We start from the raw sequence: 15,647 nt of genomic DNA, 5'->3' as shown, positions 1-15,647 counted from the left end.
GTAAACCGTCAATTGTTCGACCTATGGTTAATTCGATATCCTATTGCATTTCTCCTGCCCCGATTGGGAAATTCCTTAAATTAAAACTAATTCCGATCCGTTCCCCAGCTAAGCTAGAAGAGAATTTACCCCTAATCCCCTTGATCGCCCTGATCCGGAATGGATAACCAGGCCCGTTCCTGCTGCCAGGCAACCTCAACCGGCGTTTCGAAAAATTCGCTTAAATTGTTGCTGGTGAGCATGTCCCGGGAACGGCCTTGACCGAATATGCTTCCGCGCCGAATAAGCAGCGAATGTGAAAATACCGGCAGTATCTCTTCAATGTGATGGGTGACAAACAGCAGTGTAGGCGCATCGGGTCTTGTTGCCAGCGCCGTAATGCTGGACAGCAGCGCTTCCCTCGACAGAAAGTCGAGCCCGTTGCAGGCTTCATCCAGAATCAGCAGCCGCGGTGACGCCATCAAGGCGCGGGCGATCAGCAGCTTCTGCTTCTCCCCCTGCGAGCAGGTCTCATACGTGCGTCCAAGCAGATGATGGCAATTGAATTCCTTCATCAGCTGCTCGGCCTTCTCGCGGTCGGACTCCTCCACTTTCTGGTATAGGCCGATCGAGGCGTGCTTGCCGCTAATCACAACATCCAGCGTAGATTCATTCGGGCGGATCCGCTCCTGAAGCGAGGAGCTGACCCATCCGATCGATTTGCGCAGCTCGCGCAAATCCACCGTCCCGAAGCGGTGACCCAGGACAGAGACCATGCCGCTCGTAGGCCAGATATACCCGTTAATCATATTCAGAATCGTCGTTTTCCCCGACCCGTTCAGGCCTAGAACCGCCCAGTGTTCTCCATTCCTGACCGTCCAGTTCACATCCGTCAGCACCGTCTTCTGCTCTCTTCGCCAAGTCACATTATGCAGTTCTATCGTTGTCTGCTCCATTGTCTGCTCCTTTCCTGCTCGACATTTCATTGTCGCACGAGACGACACAGCCAGTGCAGATTGCCGTTATCGCCAGACTCCCGTGTCGGTTGAGAAACCGTGCTCCATAGACACGATATCTCGTTGTATAATTCTCATTTTTGCGAAGCTTCCGATAGGATTAGAAGGTATTATATCAGATTTTACATAAAGTTTGGGGCTCATCTTAGAAATCAACGCTGACTTCACATCCAGCAAAGCATGCCGCTCCCTGGAAATCAGGGGGGCTTACGCCACGGCTCTCCCCTGATTTCTGCATTCAACCGTTACAGCGATGGAATCCGGAGGCAAAGACAAGCATATTCCTTCTCCAGCGTCCCTCTTGCCTCCCTCTGCCCCGTATGATGATAATGTAAGGACAGATGCTTGGGTTGTGCACGCCCTGACCCGCAAACCTGATTAACCTTGCACTCTGATTGCCCAGGAAATAAATCATTTCACTCCGCTTTCAGATTGTCGAACAACAGCTTGTAATATTCCTCAGAATTGGGTGTCACCTGATGCAGGCCGATCCTTCTTCGTTCCCGTATCAGCCCTTCTCCCTGAAGATCGGTCACCACACCGTCCACCCAGCATTCCTCCGTCTGTCCGAGCACAAGCTCCCGGAACTCGTCGCAACCAACCGTAAACAACCCTGTAATCTCTTCCTTCTGAAATGAATACTCATCGACTGGCCGGCTGCTCTCGTATAGAAAAACATGATTAAACTCCCTGTCGATCAGATCGCTGGAGATGATGCTTTCTTGAGGGACCATCCCGCAGTAGGTCAACTCATCAAAGGCAGCCACGATGCCTAGCTCTTCTGCAAGCTCGCGCACCCCCTCCTCCACCGTTTCCCCGGCCAGAAGATGACCTGCACAGGAGATGTCGAGCAAACCGGGATACGTGTCCTTGTCCGGATGGCGAAGCTGAAGCAGCAACCGGTCCTCTCCGCTGGAGCGATCGACGATCCAGCAGTGAAATGTATGATGCCACAGTCCCTTGGCATGAACATTCTCCCTGCTGTCCACACCGATATGAATATTAGACGCATTATATATATCAAATAGTTCCGTACTCGACATCCATTCCACCTCCTACCAAGACCTAGACACCGGAAACGGCGATATTGTCCAGCTCTTGAGCCAGTAGAAACGCCCCCTCGGTCTGATTGCTGAGCACGTGGGAGCGGATCCCTGTTCCGGCATATATGAACGAAATAAGACTGACTCCGGGATCGCAGCCCATAATGTAATGTCTGAAGATCTCATTGTCGCGGATGTCAATCCAAATCCCGTATCCGTAACTGTCATCGTCATCTGGCTCAACCTGTGGCGTGAGCATAAGCGCTGCGGTTTCCTCGGAAACTAGCTTGCCTTTCAGGAAATGCTGCCAGAACAGATCAAGATCGTACAGCGTTGTATATGCACCGCCATCCGGCTGCCCAATGAGGGGCACCGAGTAAATATTGGTTCTCCACTGGCCTCCCCCCTCGTCAATATATCCGAGGGCGGTCTGCTTCGGCAGCCGATCCATGCGGTAATAGCCGGTAGATTCCATGCCGCAAGCCTGAAAAATGTGCTTCTCGATGTAGGTTCGGAAGGATTCACCCGTCACGCGTTCAATCAGAAGTCCGAGCAGCACGTAGCCGGAGTTGGAATAGGAAAAACGCTCGCCGGGCTTGAATTTCATCGGCTGGTCTTGAAATAAAGCCAGCACATCCTCCGGTTCCCTAACATGATACATCGGTGTCGTCAGCCAAAGCTGCTCGAAATCATCCATCACCTCTTCATCAAAATAGTCTGCAACTCCCGAGGTATGGGTAAGCAAATGATGCACCGTCACATCGCCGAAACCTTCAATTTCTGGCAGCTCGAGCCATTCTTGCAACCTCGTGTTATAGGTGATATGCCCCCGTTCGACAAGCTGACATACAGCAACCGCTGTAAACAGCTTGCTGCCGGAAGCCATGGCAAACCGGGTATGGGGATGGTTCGGCATCTCTTCGCTGCGGTTGGCAAAACCATACGCTTGTTCATAACGCGTTTCTTCATTCTGCCGAATAAGGACCGCCCCTGAAAATTGCGCCGTTTGGATCGTCTGATTAAGTGTTGCCAGCAGAGTTGACATCGTCATCATCCTTTCAATATCCACATGGTTAGAACAAGCAGCAGCCTGATCTTCCCTGTGTTTTTCTCATTCTAGAGAGGTGTCCGGCACGGCATTTCTCATGCGTATCATGGAATAATGCAGCGTAGAGGCCAGCACCTGTTCCTTGAGCCGCATCAAGGACGGCATCACGCGCAGCTCAATATCGGCGCCGACAATGGCGCCGATCAGATCATCCATGGGCTCCACAGCAATCGGCGTCACCGGATGGGGAGAAACGTAGTATCCCGCATTGCTGTCCAGCAGCTCAAAGCCTTCCGGATGGAAAACATACCGGTACAGCTTCCCGTCCCGGATACGTGAGTCCCACCCCGCTTCGACTGCGATCATTCTCCGCACGCCAGACAAACCAAAAAACTTCTCCACATCCGATTCAGCCGTCTCCCTTCCTGCTTCTACGCAGATGCGAGGACAATCTCTCGGAACATAGTAGTGCGGAGCATGATGAGCATCGATTGCCCATACGACCGCCCGCTCATCATCCCGACCCGCAGGATGTCTCGGTGCGAATATATGAATCTCCGGATTCTCGCTGAAATGATACAGCACTGCGCTCCCTCCTAATCGTTCTAACGCGATATGCTTTCATGCTCTACGCTCTTATGTCCGCTTACATCCCGCCCCATAGGCACCAATCCCGCCCAGACCGAATATAGTGAAAGTAACGAGGGAGGGGCACAGCATGAAATTAAACACGGCTCAAACGCAGAGAGCCATCTTTCTGGCTGCTGTCTGCGGCCAAACTTATATGCAGTTCTCCAATCAAGACGGCCGCTTTGTTCTTCCAGCCAACTACACCCTCTTTGATACGATTGAAGCCCAGTCTCTCATCGGCATATGGGAGCGGTTCGGGTATATTATTCAGTCCGATCAAGAGATCATTATTGCCTTTCGAGGGACCAGCTCGGCCCCCAATTGGATTGCTGATGTGATCGCTTCCCAGCGCAAATTCAAGTATGTACAAGAAAATGTGCTCACACATGCCGGGTTTACCGGCATCTATAACTCTGCGCGCAAACAGATCAAGTCCGCTTTAAGGCGGCTGTCCAAGGATAAGGCGCTGTTCATTACTGGTCACAGTCTCGGCGCTGCACTAGCGGTGCTGTGCGCCGTGGATGTGGCAGCGAACACGGCTCGGGTGCCTGTGCTGTTTACTTATGGTTCCCCGCGTATCGGGGATCCCGCATTCGCCCAAGCCTTCAAACGCTATGTTCCGAACAGCTACCGAATTGCAAGCACATTTGATCCGGTAACGTACGCGCCGCCGAGCATCTATAAGCTGCCAAAACGCGACAAGGCCTACTACTACAGCCATGTTCCCACGCTCATTCCGTTGGATTTCCTGAAAGGATCGATATCAGGCAATCATGTCATCGGCAGCTATTATGCCGAGCTCGCCAAGCTCGACCCTCAATTCAGCGAGAAGCTGCGTGAAGCCAACCCTGGCCTATGCCCTGTAGAGTAAGAACCGCTTCGATTCAAAACCCAAGCAGCTCTTCCAGTCGTTCATCCGCAACGATATACATGATGGATAGGTCGTTGACCGTTTTGATTTGAACGAAATGATGGGCAAGCGAATCCTTTCGGGTGCCGGCGATATGGATTTTACCTGTGCTCACCGGATCTTTCGGAGTATAAATGAAACTTACTTCGTAATCAGCGTAACCGCCGGCATAACCATAGGTATACGCATATTCGCTCGTATCATCCTGAAAGTTCTTGATAAAAAACTGCCCTTCCGCTCCCTCGGCCTGAGCGTCGGCAAGCCATTGAGTGACCTCCTCCACATGCTCCGGCTCAATCTCATTCAATGAATAGGAGTATACGTGCTGCATCGCCGATTCAAGACTCACGGGCGGCTTCTTGGCCCCTTCAGCGGTGCATCCGGTCAGACATAAACCAAGGCATAGACCAACTGTCAGCCAGCGTGCTCTCATCCTCTTCCCCCCGCACAAATGGTTGATTATAAACTTTCGCCTATTATCTCATACAATGGTAGTCGAATACAGCTATGCGTCAGGTATAGAATGAATATAAAAAAGGTCTGCATTCACCGCTTCAGCGGTTGACTCCTAGGACAAGACGAGGCTCCTTGGTTTCTTGATTTCCTCGCTTCTCAGTCCCCCTTCCTCTTCCTTTCTGAAACGTTCATGATGGCAACCTCGGAGGTTGGGCTTCAGCCTAAACAAGACTCTTGCATGAGCAAGAGTCAGATTGTCGAGAAACCCTGCACTTTTTTCAAAGTACAGGGTTTCTCCCTTTTTAAGTGGTCACTTCAAGAGGGGAAATGGGGGGATTACCCCCTGTTTTCCAGGCGATCCAAGTGGATCGCCATCTTCTTCATATTCTGCACGGTTGCTGTCATCAGAGCTTGTTCCCTGACGTTTTGCAACCCGCGCAACCGGCAATAGCGAAACCCATGGAGCTCTTTGGCATCCGCGAAGCTTCGCTCAATCGTTTCTTTTCGTTTTCGGTATAAATACTTACCGGATCGACTGAGCCGGTTGTTTCGTACCCATTCCTTGCTGTCTTCCCAGACATGGCGCGTGACGACCTTGCGGTGATTCCGTGAACGGGTACATTGCTCCAGCATCGGGCAAGTCTTGCAGTGCTTCGGGTCGGAGGCATATTGCCGGTATCCTTCTCGATTCGTGGTGCGATACAACAATTCATGCTGGAGCGGACAAATATAACGGTTACGCTCGGCATCATAGGTAAACTTCCACTTCGGAAACAAGCCTTGGGTCGGATGAAATCTCCGGTGAGCAATCACGCCAAAGATCCCCCGTTCCTGCAATCCTTTGCAGATGGGGGTTGTTAAATAACCTGAATCCAGGGCAACGGCTTCAACTTCAAAACCAAATCGCTCTCGTTGGCGATCCAAACGCGACAAATACGGTACAGAATCATGAACGTTTCCCGGCGTGACGTGGACATCGGTAATCAGATTGTATTTTAGATCAACGGTCCGGTGATCTAAATAAAAGAATCCTTCCGGTTTGCCATCGCGAATCATATAACCGCTATCCGGGTCGGTTTTGCTCACCTTGATTTCTTTCTTCTCGACCACATCCTCTCTGGGTTTTAAAGCTTTTTTCCATGCGCCTTCCGGTCGGCTTCTACTGCGCCATTGAGTTCGTCCATGTAATCTCGTGTGTTTTGTAGAACCTGCTGTTTGGTGTACTGGTGTTTGTTCGCATTGGCCTTCACATGCGTGGAATCCGAAACCAGGACTCGTCCGCCGACCATGCGATGCTCGATTGCCTGCAGCACAATCTCATCGAAGATATCTTGAAAGATAGTAGTGTCTTTGAAACGAGTCCGTCGGTTCCAGCTAATGGTGGTATGGTCCGGAACTTTGTCTGTCAATCCCAAACCAAGAAACCAACGGTATGCCAGATTTGTCTGAATCTCGCGTTCCAGTTGACGTTCTGAACGGATGCCGTAAAAATAACCGAGGAAAATCATCTTAAATAACACGACAGGATCGATGGCTGGTCGCCCATTATCAGCACAGTAAAGCGGACGGACCTTTTCGTCGATGAAAGAGAAATCGATATACTTGTCCACTTTACGAAGCAGATGATCGTGGGGAACCAATTCTTCAATCGAAACAAACTCGTAAGCCTGCTGTTTTTCTCGGTTAGAACGCAACATATTTAACACCCTTCCGAACAGTTTATTTACTAAATATTATACAATATTAACGCGGTGTCGTGTTGAACTAAATACACAAAAAAATAGCTGTCGAGACTTTCTCGACAGCCTGACTCTTGCATGAGCAAGAGTCTGAATGCATTAAGGCATATGCCAGTTGATGCAACCTATGATGGAACGGAATCGATATCTATAGGCTATCCTTATTTAAAAAGTGCTGTTTCTCCCTAGGATCCCCTCAATTTCTTCATACCGCGCGAGCATTGCCTGAATAATCGGACGGTCGGGCGGATTGATCGCCTCCGGCAGCTGCTCCAGGCCAAAAAACTTCAGCTCCGACACTTCTTCCGTATCCGGCGCCGCAGTTCCTTCCACCTGAGCGGATACATAGACCGTCACAACATTATATACTTCATCACCATTCGGGTATTTGTAGTACAGCTCCGGGCCGGAAAATACATCAAACAGCTTCAGCGGCCCTGCCGTGAACCCCGTTTCTTCATAAAGTTCCCTTGCAGCGGCCTGTTCCAGCCGCTCTCCCGGCTCCATGGACCCGCCTGGAAGGCCCCATGCGCCATTGTCTGTCCGTTTGACTAACAGCATGGAATCGTCAGCCAATACCAGCACACATGCCCCGGTCATAATTAACGGCCGGGTTCCGACTTGTTTGCGAAGCTCCATTATATAACCCATAGAACATCCTTTCCTGTTCATGATGGCTAACGCTTAAAATCTCTTTGATGAACCTATTATATGCGGTACGAAGACTGCCGCTCTTCCACATGACCTGGTGAAACATAAAAGGTTAACCGAACAAACGGTTTGCTCGGTTAACCCTAATCGATGTAGATTTAGTCTTCTTCTGTAATCTGGATATTCACCTTGTCAATATTGGAGGCAGAGGACAGAGAAACGGAGAAGTTTCGCACATGCTCACCAACGACAAATCCACTCGAACCTTTCGTTTCTACCGCTTTGCCGTTTTTGTCATATCCGGTGACGACGATGCCAAGTGTTTTCCCTTTCTCATAGCCATTCTCCAGCACCGCTTCCACGACAAGCTTGCCATTATCAACACGGCTTGCTTCTGACAGCACCTGAACAGCATCCGCGAACCCCGTTGCTTTCACTTCGATGCGTGCAATCTGTGAAGCCGCGTTCAGGCTGACCTTGAAATTGCGGACATGCTCACCAACAACAAAGCCGCTCGTGCCTTTAGTTTCAATAGCTTTTCCATTCTTATCATAGGCTGTTACCACGATTCCGGTCGTAGCGCCCTTCTCATTGCCGTTCTCCACGACGCCGGTAACTTCAAGCTTGCCTTGATGAAGACGATCAGCATAAGAAATGAGTTCGACCTGTTGACGATGGCCTGTCAGCTCGACCTTGACAGAATCAATGACATCCACAGCATTCAGCGAAACATTGAAATTACGGACATGGCCTCCCACCACAAAACCGCTTGTGCCTTGGGTTTCAACCGCTTTCCCGTTCTTATCATAACCGGTGGCTACGATGCCGACGGTTTTCCCTGAGCTTGCCGTATTCTGAACCGAGGCGGTTACCTCGAGTTTCCCATTCTCGGCCTTATCACTCCAGGATACGAGTTTCACCGTATCGTCTGGCACCGCAGGGCTTGGTTGCGGCTGTGCCGGCGGTGTTATTGGTTGTGCTGGTTGTGCCGGTGTTGAAGGATTTCCCGTTTGAGATCCCTCCCCAATGACAACCTCTTTACGTTGGGCATTATAAGACACATCTACATCCAACAATTGGGAGACCGCTCTGACCGGAAGATATGTAGTTCCCTGATATGAAATAGGGAGAACGCTTTTACCATTGGCGTCCTTCAATTGAACGATTTGTCCATCCATTCTGATTTTCAGTTCCCCATTGAGATAAGCTTTTATTTCCTGCAATTGTGTGTTCGCCCATGCACTGATGCTCATGCCAAACATCATGAATGCGAAGCATAGAGCAGCCGTGATCCATTTCTTTTTCATTCCGTTACGCCTCCCCTTTCATTGCTTTACAGAATTTAACTGGCAACCTTTTCGATCCTATCATCGGGAAGAAAAATTTGTCAAACCCGCAGTTACAAGCGCTCAGCCCTTTCCAGCCTTGATCTTATCTCGATTCACCCAACAAATATAGGCTTAAATTCCTTCCCCATAATTTAAAATCGCGAAATTAGTCCCGGATCGTGCCAGCGACTATCGTCCGTTATGGGCACGCAGGCAAGTACAGATAAAAAAATTCACCCGGACACCCGGAGACTACAGAGGTTTAATTGCTGATATGTTGCGAAGGTCTGCTTCAACAAGAACCTACTCTAGTTGAAAATTTCCCCATACGATAAGTCTAATAGTACGACTTTAGTCGTGATTCAATACTTTCCGATTATATATAGGTCTATATGCACATTTTTTTAAAAAGAGTCCCTTCCAGCGTTAAGTGTTCCGGCAGCACAAATTCAAAAAGGAGGATGCCTAAACTAAAAAAGCTCGTACCACTAAGGTACGAGCTGACGTTGAAGAAGAAGATACTATGCTGCGCCAGGGATTCACACCGGGTTCGGTACGAATTCTCCGCCGCGGCACCGCTTCAAGTAATGAAGTGCATGCACTTGTCCCGTCATTTCCAGATCCCCTTTATACACAGGGTCATGCCATCCTTCAATATCGATTGTTCCCTGATAATTCGCCTGACGCAAAATCGTGATGATGTCGGTCCAGTTCGTGTCACCAAAACCTGGCGTACGGTGCCATACAAACGGCTTCGGCCCGTGGATGCCGTATTCCCTCACCACGTCCCAAGCAATCGTCGCATCCTTGCCATGAACGTGGAATACCTTATCTACCCACTTGCGCAGCTGCGGAATCGGGTCAATCAAGGACACCATCTGATGGCAGGGCTCCCACTGCAGCCCGATATGATCTGACGGAATCGCGTTGAACATCATCTCCCATGCCGTCGGGTTATGAGCGATGTTCCAGTCCCCTGTCGCCCATGTTCCGCCCATGTCGCAGTTCTCGAACGCAATTCGGACGCCCTTGTCCGCCGCTCTTTTGGACAGCTCGCCGAACACCTTCGCATATTGAGGAATAGAGGCGTCGATGGATTCCCCTGTCAGCCGCCCCGTAAATCCGGATACGATGTCAGTGCCGAACAGATGAGCATGATCGATCAGACGCTCCCAGCTTGCCAGAGTATCTGCGCTATCGCCTGCTCCCGTCAGCGGATTGCCAAAGATGCCGAGCGTCGACACGATGAAACCGTGTTCAGCCTGAAGCTCACGAACCCGCTTGGCCGTCTCCGCAAGATCGGTCTCGCCTGTCGTTTGCCAGAAGGTGAGACTGAACGATTCAAATCCGTGCGGCGCAATCTGGGGGATGACGCGGACGGCGTCCCCTCCGCCGACCAGCGTTCCGATACGCAATGAATTCGTCATATGTTTACCACTCCTATATTGACGTTTAATATGCCGAAGCAACCTCAGTATAGCCGGATTTCTCCGCTTTTTCTCATCCTATCTTGTGCATTACTAGCTTGATTTTGCGGGAGTTACCAGGCTTAACTACGCCAGCTAACCGGGAGCTTCGGCATATTGTTCGATCGACGCTTCGCCATGTGTGGCATGAAGCAACCTCGAAGAAGTGGCTCACTTAACGATCTATAACCGCCTTGTTGCCAAACGTATAGGAGCGTCCGGCCTCGCCCTCAAACGATAGGTGATCAAGACCGGGAGCTTCCAGTCGGAAAGGACCGGAAACTGTGCAATTCACAACCGCTTCCGTTACCTGTCCCCGCGCCCAGACGAAATCTAGCGTATAACCGCCGCGGGCCCGAAGCCCCTTGACGCTTCCATCCCTCCATCTATCAGGCAGTGCGGGCAGCAGCCGAATCACTCCATCGTGGCTTTGGATCAGCATCTCGGCAATTCCCGCCGTACCGCCGAAGTTGCCGTCGATTTGAAACGGCGGATGATCATCGAACAAGTTCGGCAGTGTGGAATGAGCCAGGAGCGCTCTGACGTTGTCGTAAGCTTTGGCCCCGTCCTGCAGGCGGGCCCAGAAGTTAATGATCCACGCCCGGCTCCAGCCGGTGTGTCCCCCGCCTTTAGCCAGCCGGCGTTCCAATGTCGTCTTGGCAGCCTCAGCCAGCTCCGGTGTGCGCTCCACACTAAAGCTTTCACCAGGATAAAGGGCAAACAGGTGGGAGATATGTCGGTGCCCCGGCTCCACCTCTTCATAATCTTCCATCCACTCCTGAATTTGGCCGTATTTTCCGACTTGCGGCTTGGGCAGCCGCTTCAGCGCGTCCCTGAGCTCCTCACGGAACGCCTCATCTCGCCCGATCATTTCCGCACTCTGCATACAGGCATTGAACAGCGCTTCAATGATCTGGAAATCCATCGTGGCCCCGACGCACAGTACCCCCGTCTCTCCGTTTGGCAGCTTATACCGGTTCTCCGGAGAAACGGAAGGGCAAGTGACGAGTCTCCCTTCATCATCCTCGATCAGATAATCGAGCAGGAACAGCGCTGCCTCCTTCATCGTTTCGTAAGACCGTGCCAGAAAATATCGGTCTTGACCGAACCGGTAATGCTCCCACAGATGCAGGCATAGCCAGGCGGCGCCCATCGGCCAGAAGGAGGCCGGAAGATACGTATCCTGCGGCGCCGTATCCGCCCATATATCCGTATTATGATGCGCCGTGAAGCCACGGCAGCCGTACATGACGCTGGCAGTGACGCGACCGGGCTCGCGCATTCTTTCGATTAGCTCAAACAACGGCTCGTGGCATTCGGCCAAATTGCAATTTTCCGCATGCCAATAATTCATCTGTGCGTTGATATTGATCGTGTATTTACTGTCCCACGGCGGAGTGAAGCTGTCGTTCCAGATGCCCTGAAGATTCGCGGGCAAAGAGCCTGGCCGGCTGGAGGCCATAAGCAGATAACGTCCGAAATGAAAATAGGTCGCGATCAGGCCGTGGTCTTCTTCGCCCTGTTGGAATCGCCGCAACCGTTCGTCGGTCGGGAGCGCGGCTTTGTCCGGATTCGCGGGCAGTCTCAGTTCGACCCGTCCGTACAACTCGCGGTAATCGGCGACATGACGGGCTAATAGCTCGGCATACGGAACCCGGCTTAGCTTATCCAGTCGCCGTTTGCCGTCAATCTCCGGATCGGGATGACGGAACGTCGTTCCGGCGGTGAGCAGCAATGTGACTGTGCTGGCTCCTTCCACCAGCAAATACTCTCCCAGCGTGCGGCAAACGCCGCCCTCCGGAACCGCCTTCAAGACGGCACTGAAGGAGCTGCCTCCTTCTCCGCCGCAGTGCCCACGCATGAGCAGTCCGCTTGTCCCCCATTTGTCTGTCTTCTCCAGGTATCGCCAGTTCTGGCGGTTGAACCGGGCTTTTAACGAGATTGCCTCCTGCTTGTCGGCGGTTATCCGAATGACAATCGCCTGATCCGGATAACTGGCAAACAGCTCGCGCGTATACCGGATCTCGCCGATGCGATAGCTGACCCGGGATACACCCTTCTCCAAATCAAGCTCACGCACGTAATCATTGACAGGCTGACTGTGCTGTCCGAAGGACAGCAGCAGATCGCCGAGCGGCATATAGTGTCGCTGCGCTTCCGGCTGCCCCGCCATCGACATCGCCGCCAGCTCCTCCGCTTCCCGCAGCCTTCCTTCCATAATCAGCTTGCGAATCTCAGGCAAATGAGGCAGCGCATCTTCGTTGTTGCGGTCACGCGGACCGCCGTACCATACCGAATCCTCATTAAGCTGCAGCTTCTCCTCAGCCGTGCCCCCGAAGATCATTGCGCCGAGACGTCCGTTTCCGATCGGCAGTGCCTCATTCCATTCGCTAGCCGGTTTGCCGTACCATAATCGAGACCCTTGCTCCATGTCAGTCCAACTAGTCATGCTTCTCCTCCAATCCGTTATTTATCGAACCCGCCTAGCTTCACCATCGCCTTGATCACCTTCGATTCCGGCAGAAGCCAGCTGTCGAAACGGTCGATCATATCCTCAAGTGCACAGCGGTGGGTAATGTAAGCGCCAATGTCCACGTAGCCGCCGTTTATAGCTGCAATTACCCGCTCGAAGTCCTCCCGCGTTGCGTTTCGGCTGCCCTGCACGGTCATTTCGCGCGCGTGAAATTCGGGATCGTTAAAGGTGATCGTGCTTTTGACCAACCCTACAAACGTCAAGGAACCGCCGTGGCCGACGAGCCCAAAGGCGCTTTCCATCGACGAAGCGTTGCCAGTGGCGTCGATCACGCATGCCGGAAAGCTGCCGCCCGTCAGCTCAGCCAGCTGTTCCCTCGGCTCCCGGAGCGCGTTTACCGTATGTTCAACCGCTGCCCAGGACCTGCAAAAGGCAAGCCGCTCGTCGTTCACGTCCATCGCAATCACCTTCGCGCCGGCGTAGCGGGCCATTGCCATTACACCCAGCCCGATCGGTCCGGCACCGATGACCAGCACCTGCTCCCCATCGCCCATCCCTGAACGACGGACGGCGTGTGCGCCGATGGCCAGCGGCTCCAGCATCGCCGCCTGATCGAGGGTAAGCCCCTCCGGCTTGATGAGATTGCGGATAGGCACGGCAATCCGCTCCCGCAATCCGCCGTCTACATGGACGCCAAGCACCTTCATGTTCTGGCAGCAATTCGTTTTTCCCTGGCGGCAAGGCCGGCAATGACCACAGTGGAGGTACGGAATCACGCTGACCAGATCTCCCGCCTGAAGCCCCTCCCGGTTGTCGCCGATCTGCTCAATCGTCCCGGAAAGCTCATGGCCAAGCACGCGCGGGTACGTAAAATAAGGCTGATTGCCCTGGTATGCATGCAGATCGGTCCCGCAAATACCGATGCGCCGAACCTTTATGATCGCCTCGTCCTCCCGCATGCACGGCTCCGGCAAATCCTCCCGAACGACGAACCGCCCCACATTCTCGCAGATGACCCCCTTCATCAGGATCGCTCCCCGCGCTGCAAGGTCAGTTCCCCGCCCCACTCGGGACGTCCGCTCGGCCAAGTTGCGCCATCGATTGGCTTCAGAATCTCCAGCACTTCTTGCAGCAGCTGTTCGTCCATCGCTTCTTCCGTCCACAACACGTTGCGCTGGATATTGTCCGGATTCGCCGTGCTGACAAGCGTCGTTGGAATTCGTTCATCGGCCGTCGAGAACTGGACCGCAAGCTTCGAGATATCCGCCCCCCGGCTCCGGGTATGTTCCGCGGCACGCCGGCAGGCGGCCTTGATGTCTTCCCCAGCGGGATGCCACTCCGGCACGTCCCGGTTGCTCAGCAGACCCATGGACAGCGGTGACGCATTGATCAGTCCGGTTCCGTTACGCTCAAGCAGCGGCAGCAGTTGCAGCAGCGAGGTATCGTTCAGGGAATAATGGCAATAGGATAAAACGACATCCGGAGCGCTATGGGACAGCACCGCCTCAAAGACATTGAGCGGCAAGCCGGATACGCCGAAGAAGCGAACTTTGCCCGATGACTTCAACTGCTCCAGCGCTGGAAGTCCTTCCTCCAGCACCTGAGCCGGCGAACCGAACTCAATGTCATGCAGCAGCAAAATGTCGAGATAATCGGTTCCCAGTCGCCGCATGCTCTCTTCCGCACTGCGGATCAGCCGCTCCTTCGAAAAATCAAACTCGTCCTGTCCGTAACGCCCCCCTTTTGTGCACAAAATATACCGGTCCCTCGGAATCGTCCCTAGCGCCTCGCCCAGCACCGTTTCCGCTTTCGTCAAGCCATAGTAGGGCGAAACGTCAATCAGATTGATGCCCATGTCGATGGCGGTATGAACCGTACGGATCCCTTCCTCCTTCCGAACGTCCCGGAAAACGCCGCCCAGTGAAGATGCTCCAAAGCTTAACACCGATACGTCCAGCCCCGTGTTCCCCAACTTTCTGTATTTCATCACCTGGTTCCTCCATTATTCATGTTCATTCAACTTATAAAATTTGGCGGCGTTCTCGCCGAAAACAGCTTCAATCGCTGCCGGTGGCAGCTGACGATCCCGAAGGGCATGCTGCAGCACATCAACGACATCGTCATAGGTGGCTGCCAGAAGACAGACAGGCCAATCGCTGCCGAACATCACCCTTTCGGGTCCGAACAGGTCAAGCGCTTCATGGACATATGCGGCAAAATCGTCCTTGCGCCAGCCCTGACGGTCGGCCTCCGTTACCATCCCCGACAGCTTGCAGAAGATGTTCGGATATTGGGCGATTTCCGCCATATGGCTTCTCCAAGGTTCCATGATCCCAGATGCGATCGGCGGCTTCGCCAAATGGTCGACAACGCCTCGAAGCCGAGGCACCCGCTCTAGCAATTGGGCCAGCTGTGGCAGTTGGTCAGCCAGTACCAGCAAATCGACCGGAACGTCCTGTTCCGCAAAGTATGAAAGCGCTTCTATCCAAGTGGGCGACAAAATGACGTTCGGGTCCGCCATATCCTGGATCATGACACGAAACCCGATAAATTTCGGATGCCTGTTAAACCGGCGGAACTGTTCCATAAACGCAGGGTTCTCCAGATCCAGCCAGCCGACCACGCCGGCGACGAAATCGGCCGTTTCGCTTAATTTCAGAATATATTCGGTCTCCTCGATCGTCGGCGCCGCTTGGACCAGAATCGTTTGGCCGATGCCATGCCTCTGCAAATGCGGCCTGAGGTCAGAGGGCAGATAGTCGCGGTAAAGCACCGGAATTTCAGGCGTAATCCAACCGTAATCGTTGCGTTCGATCTTCCAGAAATGCTGATGGGCGTCAATGCGCATCGAACACCACCTCCATTCCTCCTTGTTATAACATCTCACAGTAAGAATAACCATGACCAA

General features: G+C 52.8%; 14 protein-coding genes. 1 reads left to right on the top strand and 13 read right to left on the bottom strand.

Features of this window, described 5'->3' with window-relative positions; all coding sequences use genetic code 11:
* Window positions 1–131: 131 nt before the first annotated feature.
* The 4 genes from MKX64_RS18700 to MKX64_RS18685 all read right to left on the bottom strand — a co-directional run bounded on the left by MKX64_RS18700 (window position 132) and on the right by MKX64_RS18685 (window position 3,671).
* A complete protein-coding gene (locus MKX64_RS18700) occupies window positions 132–935 on the bottom strand; it encodes an ABC transporter ATP-binding protein (RefSeq protein WP_095397773.1) in 804 nt (267 codons plus the stop codon).
* Between the two features lie 476 nt (window positions 936–1,411).
* The gene (locus MKX64_RS18695; protein ID WP_095397772.1) at window positions 1,412–2,038 is read right to left on the bottom strand and encodes an NUDIX hydrolase; all 627 of its coding nucleotides are present in this window, start codon (window positions 2,036–2,038) and stop codon (window positions 1,412–1,414) included.
* Between the two features lie 22 nt (window positions 2,039–2,060).
* Window positions 2,061–3,083, bottom strand: a complete 1,023-nt coding sequence (locus MKX64_RS18690; protein WP_255222980.1) for a serine hydrolase domain-containing protein — start codon at window positions 3,081–3,083, stop codon at window positions 2,061–2,063.
* A 66-nt stretch (window positions 3,084–3,149) separates the two neighbouring features.
* Window positions 3,150–3,671 carry a DUF6886 family protein gene (locus MKX64_RS18685; protein WP_095397770.1) on the bottom strand — a complete coding sequence of 174 codons (522 nt, stop codon included), beginning with the start codon at window positions 3,669–3,671 and terminating at the stop codon, window positions 3,150–3,152.
* 133 nt (window positions 3,672–3,804) lie between these two features.
* On the opposite strand from MKX64_RS18685, the gene MKX64_RS18680 reads away from it, so the two are divergent.
* Window positions 3,805–4,587: a lipase family protein gene (locus tag MKX64_RS18680; protein ID WP_095265882.1), complete on the top strand. Its 783-nt coding sequence runs from the start codon at window positions 3,805–3,807 to the stop codon at window positions 4,585–4,587.
* Window positions 4,588–4,600: 13 nt separating this feature from the next.
* On the opposite strand, the gene MKX64_RS18675 is transcribed toward MKX64_RS18680, so the two are convergent.
* From MKX64_RS18675 to MKX64_RS18635, 9 genes are all read right to left on the bottom strand, one after another.
* Window positions 4,601–5,059, bottom strand: a complete 459-nt coding sequence (locus MKX64_RS18675; RefSeq protein ID WP_095397768.1) for a hypothetical protein — start codon at window positions 5,057–5,059, stop codon at window positions 4,601–4,603.
* Window positions 5,060–5,418: 359 nt separating this feature from the next.
* Window positions 5,419–6,779, bottom strand: a protein-coding gene (locus MKX64_RS18670) for an IS1182 family transposase (protein ID WP_095268202.1) whose coding sequence is annotated in 2 segments (ribosomal slippage) — window positions 5,419–6,212 and window positions 6,212–6,779 — 1,362 coding nt in all. Because the reading frame shifts where the segments join, the coding sequence is not laid out codon by codon here.
* Between the two features lie 207 nt (window positions 6,780–6,986).
* Window positions 6,987–7,472, bottom strand: a complete 486-nt coding sequence (locus MKX64_RS18665; RefSeq protein WP_095397767.1) for an NUDIX hydrolase — start codon at window positions 7,470–7,472, stop codon at window positions 6,987–6,989.
* A 158-nt stretch (window positions 7,473–7,630) separates the two neighbouring features.
* Window positions 7,631–8,779, bottom strand: coding sequence for a stalk domain-containing protein (locus MKX64_RS18660; RefSeq protein ID WP_095397766.1), 1,149 nt, complete (start codon window positions 8,777–8,779; stop codon window positions 7,631–7,633).
* 560 nt (window positions 8,780–9,339) lie between these two features.
* Window positions 9,340–10,227, bottom strand: coding sequence for a sugar phosphate isomerase/epimerase family protein (locus MKX64_RS18655; RefSeq protein WP_095397765.1), 888 nt, complete (start codon window positions 10,225–10,227; stop codon window positions 9,340–9,342).
* Window positions 10,228–10,441: 214 nt separating this feature from the next.
* Entirely contained in the window at window positions 10,442–12,715 is a 2,274-nt protein-coding gene (locus tag MKX64_RS18650) for a glycoside hydrolase family 95 protein (RefSeq protein ID WP_341036986.1), read from the bottom strand.
* 17 nt (window positions 12,716–12,732) lie between these two features.
* On the bottom strand, window positions 12,733–13,764 hold the full coding sequence (locus tag MKX64_RS18645; protein ID WP_341036984.1) for a zinc-binding alcohol dehydrogenase family protein: 1,032 nt from the start codon (window positions 13,762–13,764) through the stop codon (window positions 12,733–12,735).
* Window positions 13,764–14,726 (bottom strand): aldo/keto reductase, encoded by a 963-nt coding sequence (locus MKX64_RS18640; protein ID WP_155617970.1) that lies wholly within the window; start codon window positions 14,724–14,726, stop codon window positions 13,764–13,766. Before MKX64_RS18640 ends, MKX64_RS18645 begins: the two co-directional genes overlap by 1 nt.
* A 15-nt stretch (window positions 14,727–14,741) precedes the next feature.
* A complete protein-coding gene (locus MKX64_RS18635; RefSeq protein ID WP_341036982.1) occupies window positions 14,742–15,587 on the bottom strand; it encodes an amidohydrolase family protein in 846 nt (281 codons plus the stop codon).
* Between the last annotated feature and the right edge of the window lie 60 nt (window positions 15,588–15,647).

This window comes from Paenibacillus sp. FSL M8-0334, from assembly GCF_038000405.1.
GTDB lineage: Bacteria > Bacillota > Bacilli > Paenibacillales > Paenibacillaceae > Paenibacillus_AQ > Paenibacillus_AQ campinasensis.
This window is presented reverse-complemented; position numbering and strand designations above follow the sequence as displayed.

Excerpts from the sequence above, each read along its gene's own strand:
- MKX64_RS18700 (WP_095397773.1), bottom strand. The coding sequence starts at position 935 with ATGGAGCAGACAACGATAGAACTGCATAATGTGACTTGGCGAAGAGAG.
- MKX64_RS18695 (WP_095397772.1), bottom strand. The coding sequence starts at position 2,038 with ATGTCGAGTACGGAACTATTTGATATATATAATGCGTCTAATATTCAT.
- MKX64_RS18690 (WP_255222980.1), bottom strand. The coding sequence starts at position 3,083 with ATGTCAACTCTGCTGGCAACACTTAATCAGACGATCCAAACGGCGCAA.
- MKX64_RS18680 (WP_095265882.1), top strand. The coding sequence starts at position 3,805 with ATGAAATTAAACACGGCTCAAACGCAGAGAGCCATCTTTCTGGCTGCT.
- MKX64_RS18675 (WP_095397768.1), bottom strand. The coding sequence starts at position 5,059 with ATGAGAGCACGCTGGCTGACAGTTGGTCTATGCCTTGGTTTATGTCTG.
- MKX64_RS18665 (WP_095397767.1), bottom strand. The coding sequence starts at position 7,472 with ATGGGTTATATAATGGAGCTTCGCAAACAAGTCGGAACCCGGCCGTTA.
- MKX64_RS18660 (WP_095397766.1), bottom strand. The coding sequence starts at position 8,779 with ATGAAAAAGAAATGGATCACGGCTGCTCTATGCTTCGCATTCATGATG.
- MKX64_RS18655 (WP_095397765.1), bottom strand. The coding sequence starts at position 10,227 with ATGACGAATTCATTGCGTATCGGAACGCTGGTCGGCGGAGGGGACGCC.
- MKX64_RS18650 (WP_341036986.1), bottom strand. The coding sequence starts at position 12,715 with ATGACTAGTTGGACTGACATGGAGCAAGGGTCTCGATTATGGTACGGC.
- MKX64_RS18645 (WP_341036984.1), bottom strand. The coding sequence starts at position 13,764 with ATGAAGGGGGTCATCTGCGAGAATGTGGGGCGGTTCGTCGTTCGGGAG.
- MKX64_RS18640 (WP_155617970.1), bottom strand. The coding sequence starts at position 14,726 with ATGAAATACAGAAAGTTGGGGAACACGGGGCTGGACGTATCGGTGTTA.
- MKX64_RS18635 (WP_341036982.1), bottom strand. The coding sequence starts at position 15,587 with ATGCGCATTGACGCCCATCAGCATTTCTGGAAGATCGAACGCAACGAT.